This is a genomic window from Agrobacterium pusense, from assembly GCF_013285525.1.
Classification (GTDB): domain Bacteria; phylum Pseudomonadota; class Alphaproteobacteria; order Rhizobiales; family Rhizobiaceae; genus Agrobacterium; species Agrobacterium pusense.
Window position 1 is genome coordinate 1,622,117 of sequence record NZ_CP053857.1, and the last position, 21,283, is coordinate 1,643,399.

Below are 21,283 nucleotides of genomic sequence, written 5' to 3' on the forward strand. Positions count from 1 at the left end.
CGCTTGCGTCATGCCTCACTTGAAGCCGGCCCCGGGAGCAATCCCGGGGTTTTTATTTGCTCTGCATCGATCCGCGCGAAGAAATCAAGCGGAACCTCACCTGTCGCGTGGCGTTAGGAAAGTGTGCCGGGGCAGACGCCCAGCCGTTCACCAAGCTTTCACAAGGGGGATTTATGAGCTTGCGCTTGTCCGCCCATGAACCGATGATGGCGGTATTGGGAAATATGTATATTGTCCGGCGCGCCGGGAAATTTTTTGACGTTGGAAAGGTTTTATTGTGAAGGAACAATCTCGAAAGATCACGCCGGTTCTTCTGGCCGGTGGTGCTGGCTCCAGGCTATGGCCGGTCTCGCGCGATCAGTTGCCCAAGCAGTTTCAGCCGCTGGTCGGCAATCTTTCGACCTATCAGCAGACCCTGCAGCGGGTGGGTGACGAAACGCTTTATTCCGAGCCACTTGTCATCACCAACGAGGATTTCCGTTTTTTTGCCCGCCGTCAGGCGGAGGAGATCGATCTGCCGGCCACCGTGGTGCTTGAGCCCGCCCGCCGTGACAGCGCCGCCGCCATGGCCGCCGCCGCCGTGCTGGCCGAGCGCCGCGAACCCGGATGCCTGGTTCTGGCGCTTGCTGCCGACCATGTGGTGCTCGATGCCGACAAGTTTTCCGATGCCGTGAAACTCGGCGCCAAAGCCGCCGATCAGGGCAATATCGTCGTCTTCGGCCTGGTGCCGACCGAGCCGCGCACCTCCTATGGTTACATCAAGCCGGGCGAGGCGATTGATGGTGAAAAGGATCTGAGCAGGGTCGAGGCCTTCGTGGAGAAGCCTGACATGAAGACGGCGATCTCCTATCTCGAAAAAGGCTATCTCTGGAATTCCGGAAACTTCCTGTTCCGCTCCGACGTGATGATTGCCGAACTGGAGGCCTTTGCGCCGGAAATTCTGGCCGCGGTAACGCAGTCCGTCGAGCAATATGAAAGCGACCTCGGTTTCGTGCGCCTGCATCAGGAAAGCTTCGAAGCCTCCCCCAAGAATTCCATCGACTATGCCGTGATTGAGAAGACCAGGCGCATGGCTGTCGTGCACGGCCATTTTCGCTGGTCGGATATTGGCAGCTGGGACGCGATCTGGGAGATCGCCGACAAACACAGCAATGACAATGCGCTGGAAGGTAACGGCGTCTTCATCGATTCCGAAGGCTGCCTCATCCATTCGACGCAATTGCTGACGACGGTGGTGGGCGCGAAGGACATGGTGGTGGTGGCCACCAAGGATGCGGTTCTCGTGGTGCCGAAGAACCGGGTGCAGGACGTAAAGGGTCTGGTGGAGACGCTGAAGGACGGCGAACATGCGCCACAGACGCAGACCCACAAGCGCGTTTACCGGCCTTGGGGTTACATCGAGCACATGTATGTGGACGAGCGTTATCGGGTTGGTCATATCACCGTCGATCCGGGCCACCGCATCTCGTTCCAGAAGCACTATCACCGCTCGGAACACTGGATCATCGTTAAGGGAACGGCCACCGTGACGATTGGTGACGAGACCCGGCTGCTGACGGAAAACCAGTCGGTCTATATCCCGATCGGCCAGCCGCACCGTCTTGCCAATGAGGGGCAGATCCCGCTCGAACTGGTCGAAATCCAGACAGGAGCCTATATTGGCGAGGACGATGTCATCCGCATCGAGGACGATTACAAGAGGCAATAGGCGTTACCTACGCCAAGAGAATAAGCGAAGCGGACGTCTGCCCGCTTCGCCTTTTGGTTCAGGCCACCAGTGTATTTATACAATGGGCAAAGCCATGAGAGAGAATTGCCGCCTCCAGTCCCCGGCGCCAAAATAGCCATCCGAAGATGAGTCCGGGAACAAAATTCCCGGTCAGCACTGCAAGGACGAGTGCCGGCCGGGGCTGCGCGGCAATGGTAAACAGAAACGGCAGATGACCAGCGGCGAACAGAGCGGCAGCGATCACGATGGCGGTCCACATTATGAACGCTCGAACCTGCCCGCCTCCTGTAGAGCGCCAGAGAATCCACGCGAAAAACGACATCATGCCCCATCGGGTCAATAGCTCTTCGGTGACGCCGCCGTAGAGAAGCCGGGTGGCCAGGGGAATGTCAAATCTGGTCATATTTGCCATGGTTGCTGCATCTGTGACCAAGGGCAGGATCGCCGACGAATAGACGATCATCACAATGGCAACGGCAACACCCGCAGCAAGTGCAGGAGGCACTTGTTTTCGAAGTACCGCACGTGGATCGCCGCCCGTCAGCCAGCTATCGATCAAAGGCGCATGGAGTCCGGTTTTTGCGGCGAGGGCTTGGCCGGTGGCGACCGAGGCGACAGTCAGGACTGCTGGTTGGAGGAGTATCAACAGGCGCATCGCCATTGAAACCCGCTGTCCCGGTATGAGCTGCTCAAACGCGGCGAGTAAGAGCGATGCGACACCGATCAATCCGATGATCAGGAGGATATGCCAACGTTTCATTGTCTCTTGCGCCTGTTTCCTTGCTGCGCAGGGTCTTTAAACCAGTGGCATTGCGTGTGGATTACGGCGCGCAAGCCCCTGTGCGGGTCCGCCTGTCAGGCGAATTTTGCCATCCTTCGAGACGCCGCTGAATGCAGTAACGAGATTCGTATTTTAGGCGGTTGCCTAATCAAAAATCTTCGCATACGTTCCAACTGCAACGTTTCAGTGAGGGAGGAGACTCATGCGAATGCGTGTTATTTCTGCGGCTTTTCTGGCCAGCGTGATGATTCCGGCGGGCATTGCCGGGGCGACTGATCTTGAGGTGACCCATTGGTGGACATCGGGCGGCGAAGCCGCAGCGGTGGCCGAACTGGCCAAGGCTTTCGACGCGACCGGCAATAAATGGGTGGACGGCGCGATTGCCGGTTCGGGCGGCACGGCCCGGCCGATCATGATCAGCCGCATCACCGGCGGCGATCCGATGGGCGCCACCCAGTTCAACCACGGCCGGCAGGCGGAAGAACTCGTGCAGGCCGGCCTGATGCGGGACCTGTCCGACGTTGCCGAAAAGGGTAAGTGGAAAGAGGTCATCAAGCCGGCGAGCCTGCTCGACAGCTGCACCATCGACGGCAAGATCTATTGCGCGCCGGTCAATATCCATTCGTGGCAATGGCTGTGGCTTTCCAACGCAGCCTTCAAGAAGGCGGGCGTCGAAGTTCCGAAGAACTGGACGGAATTTGTTGCGGCAGCGCCTGCGCTGAAAAAGGCCGGTATCCAGCCGCTCGCGCTTGGCGGCCAGGCATGGCAGGCGAACGGCCTGTTCGACACGCTGACGCTTTCGATCGGCGGAAAGGACCTTTATCAGAAGGTCTATGGCGACAAGGATGCCGAAGCGGCGGCAGGTCCTGAAATGGCAAAGATTTTCGCTTCTGCCGTCGAGGCGCGCGACATGGCCAAGGGCACCAATGTTCAGGACTGGAACCAGGCCACCAACATGGTCATCACCGGCAAGGCTGGCGGCCAGATCATGGGCGACTGGGCCCAGGGTGAATTCCAGCTCGCCAACCAGAAAGCCGGCACTGATTATTCCTGCCTTCCTGGCCTTGGCCTGAGTGAATACCTGACCACGGGTGGCGACGCCTTTTATTTCCCCGTTTTGAAGGACGAGGCGAAAACCAAGGCGCAGGATGTTCTTGCCGCGACCATCGTTGATCCGAAAACGCAGGTTGCCTTCAACCTGAAGAAAGGCTCGCTGCCGATCCGCGGCGACGTCGACCTGAATGCAGCCAATGACTGCATGAAAAAGGGTCTGGCAATTCTGGCCAAGGGCAATGCGCTGACCAGCACCGACCAGCTGATTTCCGCCGATACGCAGAAACAGAAGGAAGATCTGATGGCGGAATTCTTCGCGGGCTCGATGTCGGCGGAAGACGGGCAGAAGCGTTTCGCGGACATTATCGGTTCGGCTGACTGATCGTAATCTCTTCGGATCGGGAGCGGTTCGCCGCTCCCCTTCCAACGTCCGGACTAGGCCAGGATAACAGGCAATGGCCGGAGTTTCTCGCGGCGAGCCCCGTGCTTGGCCGTTGACTGTAACGTTACAGGAGGAGGTAACATGGCAGGTCAAGCGCGCTCACGGCGGCCCAACCAGCTTTTCCGCAATCTCAATTCGAAGATTGCCTCCATTCCGATGATACTGACCGCCGTGGTGATCTTTCTTGGCGGCACGGTCTGGACGGTGGTTTATTCCTTCACCAATTCCAAGCTTCTGCCGCGCGCGAACTTCATCGGTTTTGATCAATATGAGCGGCTGTGGGCCGCGCCGCGCTGGATCGTCTCAATCCAGAATCTGGCGATTTACGGCATCCTGTCGCTAATTTTCAGCCTTGTCATCGGCTTCGTGCTGGCGGCGTTGATGGATCAGAAAATACGTTTTGAAAACGCGTTCCGCACCATCTTCCTGTATCCTTTCGCGCTGTCCTTTATCGTTACCGGCCTTGTCTGGCAGTGGCTGCTGAACCCGGAATTCGGCATCCAGTCCGTTGTCCGTTCGCTTGGCTGGGAAAGCTTCACGTTCGACCCGCTCTACAATTCCGAGATCGTTATCTATGGCATTCTGATCGCGGCGCTGTGGCAGGGCACGGGGCTCGTCATGTGCCTCATGCTGGCCGGTCTTCGTGGCATTGATGAAGACATCTGGAAGGCGACGCGCGTTGACGGCATTCCGATGTGGAAGACCTACACCCTCATAATCATCCCGATGATGCGTCCCGTCTTCATCACCACGCTCGTCATCATCGCCAGCGGCATCGTCAAGGTCTACGACCTCGTGGTGGCGCAGACAAGCGGCGGGCCGGGCATCGCGTCCGAGGTCCCGGCAAAATATGTCTATGACTACATGTTCCAGGCGCAGAATCTGGGGCAGGGCTTTGCCGCCTCTACGATGATGCTCCTGACGGTTGCGATCATCATCATTCCATGGGCCTACCTTGAATTCGGAGGCAAGAAACGTGGCTAATCTCAGCACATTGAACACGGTTGTTGCCGCCAACGATGCGGTTTCCAATGAGCTATCCGGCCCGCGCGGCAAGAAGCCAAGGAAAACCTTTTCCCGCCGCAACATCATTCTCTACGGCACATTGTTCGTGGCTGCGGCCTATTACCTGCTGCCGCTATACGTGATGGTCGTTACCTCGCTGAAGGGCATGCCGGAAATCCGGCTCGGCAACATATTCGCGCCGCCGGTGGAGATTACCTTCGAGCCTTGGGTCAAGGCTTGGGCGAATGCCTGTACAGGGCTGAATTGCGACGGGCTTTCGCGGGGCTTCTGGAACTCCGTACGCATCCTCGTGCCGTCGGTCGTCATTTCCATCATCGTCGCCTCCGTCAGTGGCTATGCCATGGCGAACTGGAAGTTCAAGGGATCGGAGTTGTTCTTCTCCATCCTCATCATCGGCGCCTTCATTCCCTATCAAGTGATGATTTATCCGATCGTTATCGTGCTTCGCGAACTGGGCATTTACGGCACACTGAGCGGCCTCGTCATCGTTCACACCATCTTCGGCATGCCGATCCTGACGCTGCTTTTCCGCAACTATTTCGCCTCGCTGCCGGAGGAACTTTTCAAGGCGGCGCGGATCGATGGTGCCAATTTCTGGCAGATTTATTTCCGCATCATGCTGCCCATGTCACTGCCGATCTTCGTGGTGGCGATGATCCTGCAGGTGACCGGCATCTGGAACGACTTCCTGTTCGGCGTGGTGTTCACGCGGCCGGAATATTACCCGATGACGGTGCAGCTCAATAACATCGTCAACTCCGTGCAGGGCGTGAAGGAATACAACGTCAACATGGCCGCAACCCTTTTGACCGGGGCCGTGCCGCTGATCGTCTATTTCCTCTCCGGCAGGCTTTTCGTCCGCGGCATTGCTGCAGGCGCAGTAAAAGGTTGAGCTATATGAACAAAAGCGTTTCCATCCGCGATCTTTCGCTGTCCTTCGGCGCCGTTACCGTGCTGAAAGACCTCAATCTCGATATTTACGACGGCGAATTCCTCGTGCTGCTCGGCTCTTCCGGCTGCGGCAAGTCGACCCTTCTCAACTGCATCGCCGGCCTTCTGGAGCCGACCGACGGACAGATATTCATCAAGGACCGTAACGTTACCTGGGAAGAACCGAAGGATCGTGGCATCGGCATGGTGTTTCAGTCCTATGCGCTCTATCCGCAAATGACGGTGGAAAAGAACCTTTCCTTCGGCCTTCAGGTCGCCAAAGTGCCGAAAGAGGAGATTGATCGCCGGGTCAAAAGGGCAGCCGGCATCTTGCAGATCGAGCCGCTGCTGAAACGCAAGCCGGCCGAACTTTCCGGCGGTCAACGCCAGCGCGTGGCGATCGGCCGGGCACTGGTGCGGGATGTGGATGTCTTTCTGTTCGATGAACCGCTCTCCAACCTCGATGCCAAGCTGCGCTCGGAGCTTCGCGTCGAAATCAAGCGGCTGCACCAGTCGCTGAAGAACACCATGATCTATGTAACGCACGACCAGATCGAGGCGCTGACGCTGGCTGATCGTATCGCAATCATGAAAAGCGGCGTCATCCAGCAGCTGGCTGACCCCGTCACCATCTACAACAAGCCACGGAACCTGTTCGTCGCGGGCTTCATCGGCTCGCCCTCGATGAATTTCCTGCGCGGCGAGCTGATCGAAAAAGACGGCAAGGTGGTCTTCACCACCAATGGCGTGACTTTCGCACTGGACGGTTATCATGCGGAAACGCCGCTTGTCGCCGGTCGCGCGGTGGTTCTGGGCGTTCGCCCCGAACATGTGCGCGTTGATGCCGATATCGTCGGCGGGGAGGTGCACGAGGCGATCGTCGATATCGAGGAGCCGATGGGCGCCGACAATCTGATCTGGCTTAAACATGCCGGGCATACCATGTCCGTGCGCGTTGGCGGCCACAGACGGTTTTCACCCGGCACCAAGGTGCGCCTTGGCCTCGACATGACCATGGCCTCGCTGTTCGACGCGCAAAGCGAGGAACGGCTCTAAAGGGCGCTGACCACTCCCACACATTCCCAAGACCCACATCTCTATGGAGGAGACAATGACAGAACTCGGTTTTCAGCTTTACAGCGCCCGTAATTTTCAACCCTTTTCCGATATTCTGAAGAAGCTTTCAGCGGCGGGTTACAAACACGTGGAAGGTTACGGCGCCATGTATGCTTCGCTGGATGACGCCGGCCTGAAAGGTCTGCGTGCCGAACTGGACGCCAACGGCCTGACCATGCCCACCGGTCATTTCGGTCTCGATCTTCTTGAAGGCGATCCCAAAAAAGCGCTGAATATTGCCAGCGCTCTGGGTGTGGAAGCGATCTATTGCCCTTACCTTATGCCCGACCAGCGCCCTGACGATGCCGCCGGCTGGTTCGCCTTTGGCAAGCGCCTGCAGGAAGCCGGAAAGCCCTTTGTGGATGCCGGGCTGGTCTTTGGTTGGCATAACCACGACTTCGAGTTCAAGGCGCTTGCCGATGGTTCAACGCCGCAGGAGCAGATATTTGCCGGTGGCCCCGACCTGAAATGGGAGGCGGATATCGCCTGGATTATCAGGGGCAATGCCGATCCGCTCGCCTGGATCGAAAGCTACGGCAAGCGCATCACCGCCGTGCACGTGAAGGACATCGCGCCCGCAGGGGAGAATAAGGATGAAGATGGTTGGGCCGATGTCGGCCACGGCACGGTGGACTGGAAAGGTCTCGTCGCGGCGCTGAAGACAAAGTCCGCCACGAAACATTTCGTGGTCGAACACGACAACCCGAAAGACATCGATCGGCTGATTACCCGTTCTATCGCGTCGTTCAAAACCTACTAAGTCTCAGATTTCGGAGTTTCATCATGGCCAGAGATCTTGGCGTCGGCATCATCGGATGCGGCAATATCTCGTCTGCTTATTTTTCGCTGGCACCGCTTTTCAAGGGCATCAAGGTGCTGGCCTGCGCCGACCTCAACCGCAATGCAGCGGAACTGAGAGCGGAAGAATTCGGTGTTGTCGCCCAGTCCATCGAGGAATTGCTCGCCAACCCGGAAATCGACGTGGTGGTGAACCTCACCATCCCCGCCGCGCATTTTCCGGTGTCGAAAGCCATTCTCGAGGCGGGTAAGCACGTCTATTCGGAAAAGCCGCTGGTGCTGTCTCTGGAAGAGGGCGAGGAACTGCGGCGCATCGCCCGCGAGAAGAACCTCTCCGTCGGCTGCGCACCGGACACCTTCCTCGGCGGCGCGCATCAGCTTGCCCGGCAATATATTGATGACGGCAAGGTCGGGCGCATCACGTCCGGCACCTGCCATGTGATGAGCCCCGGCATGGAAATGTGGCACCCCAATCCGGGCTTCTTTTTCCTCAAGGGCGGCGGGCCGATCCTCGATCTCGGTCCGTATTACATCGCCAATCTTATCAACCTCATCGGCCCGGTGAAACGTGTCGGCGCGCTCACTTCGATGGCAAATCCGACCCGCACGGTGACCAGTCAGCCGCTGAACGGCGAGATCATCCCTGTCGAGACCCCGACAAATATCCATGCCCTGCTGGAATTCGTGAATGGTGCGACGATCACGCTTTCGGCGAGCTGGGATGTATGGTCACATCGTCATGCCAATATGGAACTCTATGGCACGGAAGGCTCGATCTACGTGCCGGATCCGAATTTCTTCGGCGGTGTTGTCGAAGCCAGCGGTCGCGACAAGAATATCCAGCCGCTGGAAGGCTGGGCGCACCCCTTCGGCATCGCCAATCAGGAAAGCCCGAACGGTCCGCGTGCAAATTACCGCACGGCCGGTCTTGCCGATATGGCGATTGCCATTCTGGAGGGGCGCGACGCCCGCTGCTCGCTGGATCGGTCCCTGCACGGGATCGACGTGATGACGTCGATCCTGAAGTCCGGCGAAGAGGGCTGTTTCATCGAGATGACGACGACCTGCACGCAGCCGGCCGCGCTCGGCATTGAGGAGGCGCAGGCGTTGCTGCGCTGAGGACGGAAGATCATTCCTTGAAAAGCGGTGAAGGTAACTTTGCCGCTTTTCGTGTTTTCAGCTAGGGCCTTCACAAATTCCCCGCTTTGCTTTAAAGCCGCCCTGTAATCCGGTCGCAGCCCACCCGGTCAAAACAAGGGATCCCAACTTATGAAAACCATCGTCATCTGCTCCGGCGGATTGGACTCCGTTTCGCTTGCGCATAAAATCGCCGCGGAACATGAACTTTTAGCTCTCGTCTCCTTCGATTATGGCCAGCGCCACAGGAAGGAACTGGATTTTGCCGCCGATTGCGCAAGACGGCTCGGCGTGCCGCATCATGTCATCGACATCAGAACCATCGGCGCGCATCTCACCGGTTCCGCACTGACCGACGATGTGGAGGTGCCTGATGGCCACTACGCCGAAGAGACCATGCGCTCCACCGTGGTGCCCAACCGCAATGCCATCATGCTCACCATCGCTTTCGGCCTGGCTGCCGCGCAACAGGCGGATGCGGTGGCGATTGCCGTTCATGGCGGCGATCACTTCATCTACCCGGATTGCCGGCCGGGCTTCATTGACAGCTTCAACGCCATGCAGGCGCATGCGCTTGAAGGCTATGCTGATGTAAAACTTTTTGCGCCCTACGTTACCGTTTCCAAGGCGGCCATCGTGACCGATGGCGCGAAATATGGAACGCCCTTCGGTGAAACATGGTCCTGTTACAAGGGCGGCTTGCGTCACTGCGGCCGCTGCGGCACCTGCGTGGAGCGGCGCGAAGCCTTCCATCTTGCCGGCGTCACCGATCCGACAGACTATGAGGACCCGGATTTCTGGGTGGCCGCGACCCATGCCTTTGCGGCGCAGGAGGTGCGTTGATGTTCCGCATCACCAAGGAATTTCACTTTTCCGCCTCGCACCAGTTGAAAAGCCTGCCGTCGGATCACCAGTGCAATCGGCTGCACGGGCATAATTACATCGTCGAAGTCGAACTGTCAGGCGAAGAGCTGAACGAGCACGGTTTTGTGCGCGACTATCACGAGCTCGCACCGTTGAAGCGCTATATCGACGATCATTTCGATCATCGTCACCTGAATGATGTCCTCGGCCATGACCGGGTCACGGCGGAATGCCTGGCGAAGCATTTCTATGACTGGTGCAAGGATCGTCTGCCTGAAACCAGTGCCATCCGCGTCAGCGAAACCGCCAAGACCTGGGCAGAATACCGGCCATGACGGCGGCCCGACAAAAGAGTGCAGCGAAGGACACCACGATCCGCATCAGTGAAATCTTCGGCCCGACCATTCAGGGCGAAGGTCTGCTGATCGGTCTGCCGACGGTTTTCGTTCGCACTGGCGGCTGCGACTATCGCTGTTCCTGGTGCGATACGCTGCACGCGGTCGATAGCGATTATCGCGACACGTGGAAACCGATGCCGGTTGATGCAATCTGGCAGGAGGTGCGGCGGCTTTCCGGTGGCGTACCGCTGACGGTCTCGCTGTCTGGCGGCAATCCGGCTATCCAGCCGCTTGGCTCGCTGATCACGAAAGGGCACGGTGAAGGCTATCGTTTCGCGCTCGAAACGCAGGGCAGTATCGCCAAAGACTGGTTTGCCGATCTCGACCATCTTGTTCTGAGCCCCAAGCCGCCATCGAGCGGCATGGGAACGGACTGGCAGGCTTTCGAAGACTGTCTTGCCGCTGCCCGCGAGGGGCCGCAGGTGGCCCTGAAGATCGTGGTCTTTGACGATGCGGATTACGCCTATGCCAAAGCGGCATCCGCGCGTTTCCCGCATTTGCCGGTTTACCTCCAGCCCGGCAACCACACCCCGCCGCCGCCGGATGACGACGATGCGCGTGTCGATATCGATGGGGTGATGGACCGGATGTTGTGGCTGGTGGACAAGGTTAGCGAAGATCGCTGGTTTTCCGCCCGCGTGCTGCCGCAGCTGCATGTCCTGTTGTGGGGGAACAAGCGCGGGGTTTGAGGGGAGTTATAAGTTCCCTCCGTCATGCCGGACCTGATCCGGCATCCAGCCAAGGCGCGTCTGCGCCGTGAAAAGAGTTTTTTGCGATCAAAGACTTGATCGCGCTGGACCCCGGATCAAGTCCGGGGTGACGGAGAGCGAGGAGCCCTTCGCAGCAATCCATGCGGCGGCTTGTGCCGCCGCACTTTCGCACATCAAGCCGAAACGGCCAACTCGCGCCTCTCCCGATCCGCAATGATCGACAGATCGAGTACCTTCTGCAGATTGGCAGCGTGGCGGAAGTCGGGATCGGCGACGCCGCCTTCCATCACGGCCTTGGCGAATTTTTCGTAGTTCGTCGGCACGGGATCGACCTCGATCGTCTTCCAGATCGCCTTTTCCACATCCTCGCCGATGCAGGCACGCAGGCTGGAATAGTCGGGCGTGTGAATGACTTCGAGTGCGCCCTTATCGCCGTGGATGCGCAAACGAAGTTCGTTGAGATGGCCTGTCGCCCAGCGGCTGGCATGGATGACGCCCATGGCGCCGTTTTCCAGTTCGGCCGTCATGGTGAAGCTGTCATTTGCGTCCAGATCGTAAGCGCCGATCTTGTTGCCCTCATATTTGTCGAAGGTCTTCAGCCGCGTGAAGATGCGTTGCACATCGCTGCCTGCGCCATAAGAGGCGAAGTCAAGTATGTGGATGCCGACATCACCCAGCACGCCGTTCGAGCCATGCTTGGTGGAAAGCCGCCACAACCACTTGCTCTCCGTCATCCAGTCGCCCCAGGCCTTGGAAACGAGCCAGCTCTGGAGATAGGAGGCTTCCAGATGGCGAACCTTGCCGATCTTGCCGGCCAGCACCATCTCGCGCGCCGCCTGCAAGGGGGCGACGTTGCGATAGGTGAGATTGACCATGGCAACGAGGCCGGCCTTTTCAGCCGCGTCGGCCATTTCGGCAGCATTCGCGTAGTTTTCCGCCAGCGGCTTTTCGCAGAAAACGTGCTTGCCCGCCGCAAGCAGCTTCAGGCTCGTGGGGTGATGAATGGCATCGGGCGTGACATTCGCCGCCGCATCGAATTCGCCCCAGGCAATGGCGTCATCCAGCGAAGTGAAAGAGAGCGGGATGTTGTGGCGCAGCGCAAAGGCCCGTGCCACCACGTCGTCCACATCCACCGCCGCAACCAGTTCGACACCGGGGATCTGAGAGAAATATGTGGCATGGTTGTTGGCCATGCCGCCGGTTCCGAGAATGAGAAGTCTCATGCCAGTATCTCCAAGCCCTTACCTGTAACCTGCTTCGCCTGCCTTATGCAGCTTGGGACCACGTTCCTCGATAGGCTCGAGCGCCTTATCGACGGGAACATTCGGCGCGTCGTGAATACTCTTCAGGGCGCCGACCGGATTATAGGCCCATTTTACAGAATTGCTGATGACCTTCTGCACATTGGCATCGTGATAGGTCGGATAAGTCTCATGGCCGGGGCGGAAATAGAAGATATTGCCGGCACCACGACGCCAGGTGAGACCCGAACGGAAAACCTCACCGCCCTGGAACCAGGAAATGAAGACGGTCTCGAGCGGCTCCGGTACGGAAAACTGCTCGCCATACATCTCCTCGTTTTCCAGCTCGAAATGCTCGGGAAGGCCGGCGGCGATCGGGTGGCGGGGATTGATGGTCCACAGGCGTTCGCGTTCGCCCGCCTCGCGCCATTTCAACGCGCAGGGCGTGCCCATCAGGCGCTTGAACGGCTTGGAGAAGTGGCCGGAATGCAGGACGATGAGGCCCATGCCTTCCCAGACGCGCTTGGCGACGCGCTCCACAATGTCATCCTGAACTGCGCCGTGGTCCTTGTGGCCCCACCAGACGAGAACGTCGGTCTTGTCGAGACGCTCCTGTGAAAGGCCGTGCTCCGGCTCCTGCAGCGTGGCGGTGGTGGCGTTGATCTCGGGATTTTGGTTCAGCGCGTCGGCGATGGTGTTGTGCATGCCGTTTGGATAGATCGAACGCACCGTCTCATTGATGTGTTCGTGAATATTTTCGCCCCATACAACGGTGTTGATGGTCATTCTCATGCTCCTTGGTGAAAGCCGGCTACTTGGGTTGTCCCGGCGGAAGTTGGGTTCAGGCGGCGCCGCGGGCGGGGTTGCGGGCAATTGCCCGGCCCTCGGCTTCAAAACGGTGAATCTGCGCCATATCGGGCACGATGGTGATACGCTCGCCCGCCTTGCGGCCGGTCACGCCCTCTTCACGTACGACAACAGGCTCGCCGGCGCCGATCTCGACATAGATGTAGCTGTCCGATCCGAGCATTTCCGAATGCACGATTTCTCCATTCCACCCGCTGCCGTCGCTGGCGATGGTGATGTGTTCCGGCCGGACACCGATCGTTGTCGCGCCTTCTGATTCCGCATACTTGCCTGCCAGGAAGTTCATCTTCGGCGAGCCGATGAAGCCGGCGACGAAGGTGTTGACGGGACTTTCATAAAGCTCGAGCGGCGTGCCGATCTGCTCGACCCGACCGTCGCGCAGGACGCAGATGCGGTCGGCGAGTGTCATCGCCTCCACCTGATCGTGCGTGACGTAGATCATCGTCGTGTCATGCATCGAGCGATGCAGCTTGGCGATCTCGAGGCGCGTGGCCACGCGTAGCGCCGCATCGAGGTTGGAGAGCGGCTCGTCAAACAGGAAGACCTTCGGATCGCGCACGATGGCGCGGCCGATGGCGACACGCTGGCGCTGGCCGCCAGAAAGCTGCTTCGGCAGGCGCTCCAGATAGGGCGTGAGCTGCAGCATCTCCGCTGCCGCTTCGACGCGCTTCTTGCGCTGTTCTTTGTCTGCGCCCGACAACTTCATGCCGAAAGCCATGTTTTCGAACACGGTCATGTGCGGATATAGCGCATAGGACTGGAAGACCATGGCGACGCCGCGCTTGGCGGGCGGCAGGCGGTTGACCGTCTCACCGTCGAAGGAAAGCGTGCCGCCGGTGATTTCCTCCAGCCCGCAGATGAGGCGCAGAAGCGTGGACTTGCCACAGCCTGAAGGGCCGACAAAAACCATGAATTCGCCGGAGCGGATATCCATGTCGATGCCCTTGATGACATCGAAGGCGCCAAAGGATTTGCGAAGATCGCGCAATTGAATGGTGGTCATGATGTTTCTCCTAGCCTTTGACGCCGCCGGCTGTGAGGCCGGAGATGATGCGTCGCTGGAAGATCAGAACGAGGACGACGAGGGGCGCGGTAACGATGACGGACGCGGCCATGATCGTTCCCCAGGGAATTTCAAACTGCGAGCCGCCCGAAAGCAGCGCGATGGCGACCGGCACCGTGCGCTGCTCGTTCGATGAGGTGAAAGTGAGCGCGAAGAGGAACTCGTTCCATGCCGCGATGAAGGCGAGGAGCCCCGTCGTGACGAGCGCCGGCCACATCAAAGGCATGAACACCTGTGTGATGATGACCCAGGGCGATGCGCCGTCAACGATGGCTGCTTCCTCGATTTCGATCGGCAGGTCGCGCATGAAGGTTGTCAGGACCCAAACCGTGAAGGGCAGTGTGAAGATCATATAAGAAAAGATCAGCGCCAAGGGCGTGTTGAAGATGCCCGCCCAGCGGATCAGTTCAAACAGGCCGGCGAGAACGGCGATCTGCGGGAACATCGAAACCGACAGAATGGTGAGCAGCAGCAACGCGCGGCCCCGGAAGCGGACGCGAGCCAGCGCATAGGATGCGGTGACCGCCAGAAACAGCGACAAGATGACGACGGATGATGCGACCAGCAACGAATTGCCGAGATTGCGCAGGAACGTGCCGTTGCCAATGACGAAACTGTAATTGGTGAGCGAAAATTCGCGCGGCCAGTAATTAACCTGGAACAATGCCGAGCCCGATTTCAGACTGGTCAGTATCGCATAATAAAACGGGAATACCGAAATCACCATGATGACGGCGACCAGCGCATAAAAGGCGGTGGTCTTCAGGATGCTGGGCAAGGTCATCGCTGGGCTCCATCGGTGTTGACACGCCCGAGCCACATATAGATGACCGTGATCGAGGCGATGATGAGGAACAGCATGGTGGAGGCGGCGGCGCCATAGGCGAACTTGTCGAAATCGAACAGATTCTCGCGCGCCAGCACCGACATGGTGCGGGTCTGGGCATTATTCGGCGTCAGGATGTAGATGAGGTCGAAAACGCGCATCGCATCCAGCATACGGAAGATGACGGCGACCATCAGGGCAGGGCGGATCATCGGCAGGGTGACGCGGAAGAACACCTTGACGGGGTGGATGCCATCCACCTTGGCCGCTTCATACATGTCCTTCGGCACCATTTGCAGACCGGCGAGAATGAGCAGCGCCATGAAGGGCGTGGTCTTCCAGATGTCGACGATAAGCACGGCGATCATCGCGGTCTCGGGGTTGGCGGTCCAGGCGATCTTATTGGAAATCAGCCCGAGGTTAAGGAACAGGTCATTCAAGATGCCGAACTGGTCGTTCAGCATCCACGCCCACATTTGCGCGGAGACGATGGTGGGAATGGCCCATGGCACAAGAATGGCAGCGCGCACGAGGCCGCGTCCCTTGAATTCGGCATTCAGCACCAGAGCGACGATGAGGCCGAGCACGGTTTCGAGGCTGACCGAAACGATGGTGAATTTCAGCGTGTTGAGAACCGCCCCCCACCATGCGGGATCGGCAAGAAGGCCTCGATAGATCGTGCGGCCGCTGCTGAGCGTGATCCAGGTGAGATAGTTCTTGAGGCCGACGAATTGTGCTCCCTCCAGATTGGTGAGCGAGGCGTCGGTGAGGCTGAACCACACGGTGCGCACGAGCGGCCAGCCCGCCACCAGCGCCAGCACGAGAAATGTGGGGGCAAGGAACAGCCAGGCGGATTTCAAGCGTTCCGACTGTAGATCGGAACCTGTGCCGGATGCCGTGACCGGTCTTTGAAGGGCGATGTCGTTCATGGGGATATCTCGCGGTTGGGGCGCGGGAGACGATCAGGCGAGACCGTTCCCGCGCGGGCCGGATTACCAGCCGTTGCCTTTGAGATCGGTCAGTTCAACCTCGAGAAGCTCAAGATTTTCAGCGGCCGTGCCGTTGCCGGAGAGCGTGTTGTGGACCGCACCCCAGAACTTGGCCGAAACCTCGTTATATTTCACCTTGGCCGAGGCGGAAGGACGCGGGACGGCGGTCTGGAAGATCGGCTTCCATGTCGGCATGAAGGGCTGCGCGGCCGCAACATCCTTGTCGTCGTAAAGCGAAGCGATCGTCGGCATGTTGGAAAGCTGAACGGCGCGCATCTTCTGGGTTTCCTTGGATGCGATAAACTTCACGAGCTCGATGGCAGCTTCCTGGTTGGCTGAATATTTGGATACGGCGAGATTCCAGCCGCCGAGCGTTGAGGCCGGTGCCTCGCCCTCGGCGCCAGCCGGGAGCGGTGTTACGCCGAACTTGCCTTTGATGGCGCTGTCGTCGCCATTGCCGAGCGCGTAGGCGTAGGGCCAATTGCGCATGAAGACGGAGTTGCCGGTTTGCCAGACGCCGCGCGCTTCCTCTTCCTTGTACGCAAGCACGCCCTGCGGCGCGATGGTGCCCACCCATCCCTTGGCAGTTTCGATGGCGGCAGCAGCCTTTTCATTGTTGACGGAGATATCGCCATTGCTTTCGACGATATGGCCGCCGCCGGCGGAAGCAATCCATTCCAGCGCATTGCAGGTGAGGCCTTCATAGGCGCTGCCCTGGAAGACAAAACCCCAGAGGTCCTTCTGGCCCGCTTCACGCTCCTTGTCCTGGATTTCCTTCGCGGTTTCGCTCAGCTCCTTCCAGGTTTTCGGCGGTTGCTTGCCGTATTTTTCGAGCAGGTCCTTGCGATAGAACAGCGCGGGCGCGTCTGTGAACATCGGCATGGCGACGAGTTTGCCGTCCACGGTTTGCGATGCGACGATGGAGGGGAAATGATCTCCGATGACATCCTTGGTCGCCGCGGTCAGATCCACGAACTGATCGGCAAGCTGCGGCGCCCAGATGACGTCCGTCTGGTAGACATCGACATCCTTGTTACCCGCGGCAAGCCATAGCCGGTACTGGCTGAACTGCTCGCTGGAGGATGACGGCATGGTGACAAGATTGACCTTGTGGCCGGTTTGTTTTTCGAAAGCCGCAATGCGTTCTTTGAAGAATGCGACGTTCTTGCCGGTGGAATTAGCGGCGATGGAAATCTCGGCCGCCTGCGCGGAAACGGCGGCGGAAAGTACGCTGCCACACAGGAACAAAGTCTTCATGGAAATATTCATTGTCAAACTCCTCCGTTGACGCTCCCGATTGTCCTCAAAATTGAAAGCGCTTTTGACTAAATGGAAGCTCGCAAAAGCCGGGCAATCTGTCAATACTCTTTCTAATCGAGCGAAAATCGGGCGTTTTTGCCTGCAAATTTTCACCATTTGCCTTTCAGGATGATGGACTGTAAGGTTTCAGGTGGGAAGAAATTGAAATCGCTTTCAATTTTTGTCGACTTGAAAAATCCGCAGCGGCGACGCATGCAGGGGGCGAATTGGCAAAAAAACATGAAGCTCAAGGAATTCGCAGAAAAGGTCGGCCTGTCGCCCACCACCGTTAGCAGAGCGCTGGGCGGCTACCCCGAAGTGCGTGAGGAAACGCGTCAGCGGGTCATGGAGGCTGCGCTCAAATACGGGTATTTGCCGAATGCCAACGCGGTGCGGCTGGCAACCGGCAGGGCCGGCGCCATCGGTGTCGTTATGGGCCGGTCGGGCGGAGGACATTTCTTTTCGGAATTCATGGGCGGCATGGCCACCCGGCTGGAACGGGAAGAAACTGACATTCTCGTCAGCGTGACAGTCGACAACAATCTCGATGAGGAGCTGGCTATTTTCAGCCGGCTGGCTGCGAGCGGTCGTGTGGATGGCATTATCGTGCACTCACCGCGTCCGGAGGATGAGCGTATCGCGCTGCTCAACCGGCTCGGCGTCCCCTTCATCGTGCACGGGCGCTCAAAGACACCCTTCGAACATGCCTGGCTTGATATCGACAACCATGATGTGACCTATCGTCCGACGATCCATTTTCTCGAGCGCGGCCACCGGCGTATAGCCCTCATCAATGGGCCGGTCGGACGAACCTTCGTACGGGATCGTGAACAGGGTTTCCGCGAGGCGCTGGCTACCCACGGCATTACGCCCGATCCGCGCTTCATGATGAATGAGCACTTCAGCGAAGAGACCGCGTTCCGCTTCGCCCGTTCGCTGCTGGAGCAGACACCGCGCCCGACAGCCTTTGTTGCGGGTGCGATGATGACGGCACAGGGCGTCTACCGTGCTGCGACCCAGATGGGGCTGACAATCGGCAAGGATGTTTCCGTCATCGCCCATGACGATGTGTTTCCTTACCTCACGCCGGAAAGCATGATGCCGCCGCTTTCCACCACCCGCTCGCCCATGCGCATGGCCGGAATAAGGGTGACGGACCTTCTTCTACAAATCATCGGCGGTCGCCCGGTCCGTGAGGTTCAGGAACTGTGGCCTGTGGAGCTGATTTTGCGAGAATCGGTCGGCCCTGTCTGAGCTTTGGGCCATAGCTCACTGATTTCACTCCATTTTGTGAACGCCGATTGAGAACGTTCGCCTTTCGTCATCTATACGACCGCATCATCTCATGTATAATCGGAAGGGTGTCGGGTTCATGGAACAGAGACCCGGACCGGCGCGTTGAGGGACGTGTCGATGGAGGACGATGGATGTTTGAATTTTTAAAACCGCAACAGCAGCCTGTAATCGATGACGTCGAGGCGACCGGCACCTATGCCGATGCGTTGCTCAACGTAACGAGCCCGGAATTGACACGTTCCACGGCCCGCGAACACGGGCATGAAGCCCATTCACGCGATTATTGTGAAAATCGCGACATTTCCCGTAGCGCTCTCGGTTTTGCCTGAGCGATCACGAAATCTTCCTCGAAAAAAACGGAACGGACGGACTGCGCCTGCGTTTCCTTCTCACGACCCGCAGGGCGGCGCAACCTGATCCAGAGGACCTTCCCGGCTTTATGACCGGTGGGCGAACTGGGTGTTGCGCCGTCTGAGTGGCAGCATTGCAACGCAGTGTCGCCATAGATCAAGAGCAGCGACTTCCGTGAGGTCCGCCGCGCTGACATCAGGAGACCGCAATGACGACAATTCCGGTCGAGCCTTATCCGGAGCCGCCGATGCCGGTTCCACCCCAGCCCGACATCCCCCCGATCAGAGAGCCGGAGCCCGACCGATTGCCGGACGAGGTGCCCACACCCAATCCCGACGAAAACGACGAGCCCCCGAAGGTGTTTTAGGCCGGATCGGGTGACTCGAATTTTTTGCTCACAAAAGGTGAGCCCGCGAGTCCGAAACGCCAGGGATAATCGGTCGCTCGGCTGATGCCGATCCGCCTGCCGATGCTGACGGCGGTTGCCGTTTTCGGCAGCTGCAGGAAAAAAGGTGACGCCTCGAGCGCGGCGCCGTCCATTTCTCCCGTGATGGCCATTGCCTGGCAAAGCCTTCCCGGGCCGGAGCATAGGAGTCTGAGTTTGTCAGTTCCCCGTCGCAGTTTCATCATGTCGATACCGGTTCGCGGTTCGATCGCGCGAAGAAGCACGGCGGAACCCGGGGAACAGACGAAGTTGGCGCACCAGTGAATGCCGTACGACCGGTAGACGTAGAGACGTCCAGCCGGCCCAAACATTGCCCCGTTTCGCGGGGTTTTCCCATTGAAGCTGTGGGATGCAGGATCATCTGGATGATAAGCTTCGGCCTCGACGATGATGCCGCCGGTATTGCCGACGCGAAATTCCGCTCCGATGAGCGCGCGGGCCACATCCACTGCGTCGCGAAGGAAAAAACTCTTGTCCATTTCCGGACCAAAGACCTGATTCATCGGAACCCCTTCCACGCTGTGTCGTTCTGAAGTGAGCTTTACTCATTTCCCGCATCGGCCTTGTCGATGAATCCAGCCGGAGGGCATGTCATGCAACTTTCGACGACTTATGTAAAACGCAATGACGGATCTATCTCCGTCGAGTTTGCCGGCTGCGACGGCGATCACGTTTCGGTTCGCCTTGCCGACGGCCTGGAAGGGATCGACGACGCGGAAGCGATTAAACGGGCGAGCGCCGTGATGGTGCAACTCACCGCATTTGGAACGCGCCAGGGTGCCGACGCACCCTCGCAGTTTTCCCGCCTTGGAACGGCTCAGAATGATGGAACGCGCGAGCAGGATGAGCGCGTGCAGGCGAGCGCCCGGACCGGGAGGGACCGTGACGTTCTGGAGGAGGAGCTGGAAGAGGGGTTGGAGGACAGCTTTCCGGCCAGTGATCCCGTCTCGGCGACCGTTACCTCCATCGCCTCGCGAAAAGGGAGGCTATGACATTGACTGTTCGTAAAGTCGCTCTTGTGACCGGGGCCGGTTCAGGTATCGGACGCGCCGCCGCCCTTCATCTCTCCAGCCAGGGTTTTTCGCTCGGGCTGCTCGGGCGCACGCAATCCGAACTGGAGGACGTTGCCGACGACATTACCGCCCGTTCCGGCGCCTCGAAAATTCTCATCGCCGACGTGTCGGATGAGGAGGCCATGCGGAGCGCCGTTGCAGCGCTGGTGGAGGATTTTGGCCGCCTTGACGTCGTGGTGGCCAATGCTGGCGTCAACGGTGTCTGGGCGCCTATCGATGAACTCAAACCTTCGGAGTGGGACGACACGATACGCATCAATCTCCGCGGCACCTATCTCACGGTTCATGCCAGCGTGCCACATCTGAAGGCGGCAGGCGGCGGTTCCATCGTCATTGTCTCCTCGATCAACGGCACCCGCACCTTCACTTCGCCCGGCGCGACCGCCTATTCGGTTACAAAGGCAGGGCAGCTTGCCATGGCCCAGCAACTGGCGCTGGAGCTTGGGCGGCACCGCATCCGTGTCAACGCAGTGTGCCCGGGTGCGATCAAAACGGCAATCGACGAGAATACGAAGATACGCGCACGGGAGAAAACCGAGGTGCCGGTTCGCTTCCCAGCGGGAGATATTCCTGTAACGGGGGGTGTGGCGGGAACGAGCGAGGATGTCGCCGAGCTGATCGGTTTTCTCGCCTCCGATGCGTCCCGCCACGTGACCGGCACACCGGTCTGGATCGATGGCGGCCAGGGGCTTCTCCGCTAGATGCTTCTCCGCTAGATGCTTCTCCGGCGTCATGCCCGGAGACCATCACGGGCTTGTGTCCCTATGATTAACGAAAGGGTAACGTCTGTTCACGAGACTTTGTCCATGGATGAGGTTGCCGTGTTGTGGCCACCTTCGATAGTTAAGC

The 21,283-nt window shown here is 58.9% G+C and carries 24 protein-coding genes; 16 read left to right on the top strand and 8 right to left on the bottom strand.

The features are described from left to right. The first annotated feature begins 56 nt into the window (after positions 1–56). The gene (locus HQN82_RS21010) at positions 57–281 is read left to right on the top strand and encodes a hypothetical protein (protein ID WP_173615826.1); all 225 of its coding nucleotides are present in this window, start codon (positions 57–59) and stop codon (positions 279–281) included. Continuing rightward, positions 278–1,708, top strand: coding sequence for a mannose-1-phosphate guanylyltransferase/mannose-6-phosphate isomerase (locus HQN82_RS21015; RefSeq protein WP_173615827.1), 1,431 nt, complete (start codon positions 278–280; stop codon positions 1,706–1,708). Before HQN82_RS21010 ends, HQN82_RS21015 begins: the two co-directional genes overlap by 4 nt. A gap of 58 nt (positions 1,709–1,766) precedes the next feature. Here the strand turns inward: HQN82_RS21015 and HQN82_RS21020 are convergent, their stop codons facing one another. Continuing rightward, positions 1,767–2,489, bottom strand: a complete 723-nt coding sequence (locus HQN82_RS21020; RefSeq protein ID WP_173615828.1) for a CPBP family intramembrane glutamic endopeptidase — start codon at positions 2,487–2,489, stop codon at positions 1,767–1,769. Between the two features lie 223 nt (positions 2,490–2,712). Here HQN82_RS21020 and HQN82_RS21025 point away from each other — a divergent pair, with 223 nt between their 5' ends. The 9 genes from HQN82_RS21025 to queE all read left to right on the top strand — a co-directional run bounded on the left by HQN82_RS21025 (position 2,713) and on the right by queE (position 10,963). Further along, positions 2,713–3,945, top strand: a complete 1,233-nt coding sequence (locus HQN82_RS21025) for an ABC transporter substrate-binding protein (RefSeq protein WP_173615829.1) — start codon at positions 2,713–2,715, stop codon at positions 3,943–3,945. Positions 3,946–4,086: 141 nt separating this feature from the next. After that, positions 4,087–4,989 carry a carbohydrate ABC transporter permease gene (locus HQN82_RS21030; RefSeq protein WP_004438488.1) on the top strand — a complete coding sequence of 301 codons (903 nt, stop codon included), beginning with the start codon at positions 4,087–4,089 and terminating at the stop codon, positions 4,987–4,989. Continuing rightward, positions 4,982–5,923 (top strand): carbohydrate ABC transporter permease, encoded by a 942-nt coding sequence (locus tag HQN82_RS21035; RefSeq protein ID WP_004438490.1) that lies wholly within the window; start codon positions 4,982–4,984, stop codon positions 5,921–5,923. The genes HQN82_RS21030 and HQN82_RS21035 overlap by 8 nt, the downstream gene beginning before the upstream one ends. Before the next feature lie 5 nt (positions 5,924–5,928). Further along, entirely contained in the window at positions 5,929–7,017 is a 1,089-nt protein-coding gene (locus HQN82_RS21040) for an ABC transporter ATP-binding protein (protein WP_044459817.1), read from the top strand. A 55-nt stretch (positions 7,018–7,072) separates the two neighbouring features. Then, positions 7,073–7,837: a sugar phosphate isomerase/epimerase family protein gene (locus tag HQN82_RS21045; protein WP_034498258.1), complete on the top strand. Its 765-nt coding sequence runs from the start codon at positions 7,073–7,075 to the stop codon at positions 7,835–7,837. A 23-nt stretch (positions 7,838–7,860) separates the two neighbouring features. Next, positions 7,861–8,994: a Gfo/Idh/MocA family protein gene (locus HQN82_RS21050; protein WP_173615830.1), complete on the top strand. Its 1,134-nt coding sequence runs from the start codon at positions 7,861–7,863 to the stop codon at positions 8,992–8,994. 150 nt (positions 8,995–9,144) lie between these two features. Then, positions 9,145–9,855: a 7-cyano-7-deazaguanine synthase QueC gene (queC, locus tag HQN82_RS21055; protein ID WP_173615831.1), complete on the top strand. Its 711-nt coding sequence runs from the start codon at positions 9,145–9,147 to the stop codon at positions 9,853–9,855. Then, positions 9,855–10,211, top strand: coding sequence for a 6-carboxytetrahydropterin synthase QueD (gene queD, locus HQN82_RS21060; RefSeq protein ID WP_004438504.1), 357 nt, complete (start codon positions 9,855–9,857; stop codon positions 10,209–10,211). Before queC ends, queD begins: the two co-directional genes overlap by 1 nt. Next, entirely contained in the window at positions 10,208–10,963 is a 756-nt protein-coding gene (gene queE / locus HQN82_RS21065) for a 7-carboxy-7-deazaguanine synthase QueE (RefSeq protein WP_173615832.1), read from the top strand. Before queD ends, queE begins: the two co-directional genes overlap by 4 nt. Before the next feature lie 194 nt (positions 10,964–11,157). Here the strand turns inward: queE and HQN82_RS21070 are convergent, their stop codons facing one another. The 6 genes from HQN82_RS21070 to HQN82_RS21095 all read right to left on the bottom strand — a co-directional run bounded on the left by HQN82_RS21070 (position 11,158) and on the right by HQN82_RS21095 (position 17,239). Beyond that, positions 11,158–12,207: a Gfo/Idh/MocA family protein gene (locus HQN82_RS21070; protein WP_022563630.1), complete on the bottom strand. Its 1,050-nt coding sequence runs from the start codon at positions 12,205–12,207 to the stop codon at positions 11,158–11,160. Between the two features lie 18 nt (positions 12,208–12,225). Continuing rightward, entirely contained in the window at positions 12,226–13,011 is a 786-nt protein-coding gene (locus HQN82_RS21075; RefSeq protein ID WP_004438513.1) for a ThuA domain-containing protein, read from the bottom strand. A gap of 55 nt (positions 13,012–13,066) precedes the next feature. Beyond that, complete coding sequence (locus tag HQN82_RS21080; RefSeq protein ID WP_173615833.1) at positions 13,067–14,095, bottom strand: ABC transporter ATP-binding protein; 1,029 nt, start codon at positions 14,093–14,095, stop codon at positions 13,067–13,069. 10 nt (positions 14,096–14,105) lie between these two features. Next, a complete protein-coding gene (locus HQN82_RS21085; protein WP_004438518.1) occupies positions 14,106–14,939 on the bottom strand; it encodes a carbohydrate ABC transporter permease in 834 nt (277 codons plus the stop codon). Beyond that, positions 14,936–15,910 carry a carbohydrate ABC transporter permease gene (locus tag HQN82_RS21090; protein WP_004438520.1) on the bottom strand — a complete coding sequence of 325 codons (975 nt, stop codon included), beginning with the start codon at positions 15,908–15,910 and terminating at the stop codon, positions 14,936–14,938. The genes HQN82_RS21085 and HQN82_RS21090 overlap by 4 nt, the downstream gene beginning before the upstream one ends. Before the next feature lie 63 nt (positions 15,911–15,973). Next, the gene (locus HQN82_RS21095; RefSeq protein WP_004438522.1) at positions 15,974–17,239 is read right to left on the bottom strand and encodes an ABC transporter substrate-binding protein; all 1,266 of its coding nucleotides are present in this window, start codon (positions 17,237–17,239) and stop codon (positions 15,974–15,976) included. A gap of 270 nt (positions 17,240–17,509) precedes the next feature. On the opposite strand from HQN82_RS21095, the gene HQN82_RS21100 reads away from it, so the two are divergent. The 3 genes from HQN82_RS21100 to HQN82_RS21110 all read left to right on the top strand — a co-directional run bounded on the left by HQN82_RS21100 (position 17,510) and on the right by HQN82_RS21110 (position 19,283). Then, entirely contained in the window at positions 17,510–18,523 is a 1,014-nt protein-coding gene (locus HQN82_RS21100; RefSeq protein WP_022563634.1) for a substrate-binding domain-containing protein, read from the top strand. A gap of 173 nt (positions 18,524–18,696) precedes the next feature. Next, on the top strand, positions 18,697–18,894 hold the full coding sequence (locus tag HQN82_RS21105; protein ID WP_006698591.1) for a hypothetical protein: 198 nt from the start codon (positions 18,697–18,699) through the stop codon (positions 18,892–18,894). A 230-nt stretch (positions 18,895–19,124) separates the two neighbouring features. After that, positions 19,125–19,283, top strand: a complete 159-nt coding sequence (locus HQN82_RS21110) for a hypothetical protein (protein ID WP_173615834.1) — start codon at positions 19,125–19,127, stop codon at positions 19,281–19,283. Here the strand turns inward: HQN82_RS21110 and HQN82_RS21115 are convergent. Continuing rightward, entirely contained in the window at positions 19,280–19,864 is a 585-nt protein-coding gene (locus HQN82_RS21115) for a DNA-3-methyladenine glycosylase (RefSeq protein ID WP_173615835.1), read from the bottom strand. The genes HQN82_RS21110 and HQN82_RS21115 overlap by 4 nt on opposite strands. A gap of 90 nt (positions 19,865–19,954) precedes the next feature. On the opposite strand from HQN82_RS21115, the gene HQN82_RS21120 reads away from it, so the two are divergent. Continuing rightward, positions 19,955–20,353 carry a hypothetical protein gene (locus HQN82_RS21120; RefSeq protein ID WP_173615836.1) on the top strand — a complete coding sequence of 133 codons (399 nt, stop codon included), beginning with the start codon at positions 19,955–19,957 and terminating at the stop codon, positions 20,351–20,353. Next, positions 20,350–21,135, top strand: a complete 786-nt coding sequence (locus tag HQN82_RS21125; RefSeq protein WP_173615837.1) for an SDR family oxidoreductase — start codon at positions 20,350–20,352, stop codon at positions 21,133–21,135. The genes HQN82_RS21120 and HQN82_RS21125 overlap by 4 nt, the downstream gene beginning before the upstream one ends. The last annotated feature ends 148 nt before the right edge of the window (positions 21,136–21,283 follow it).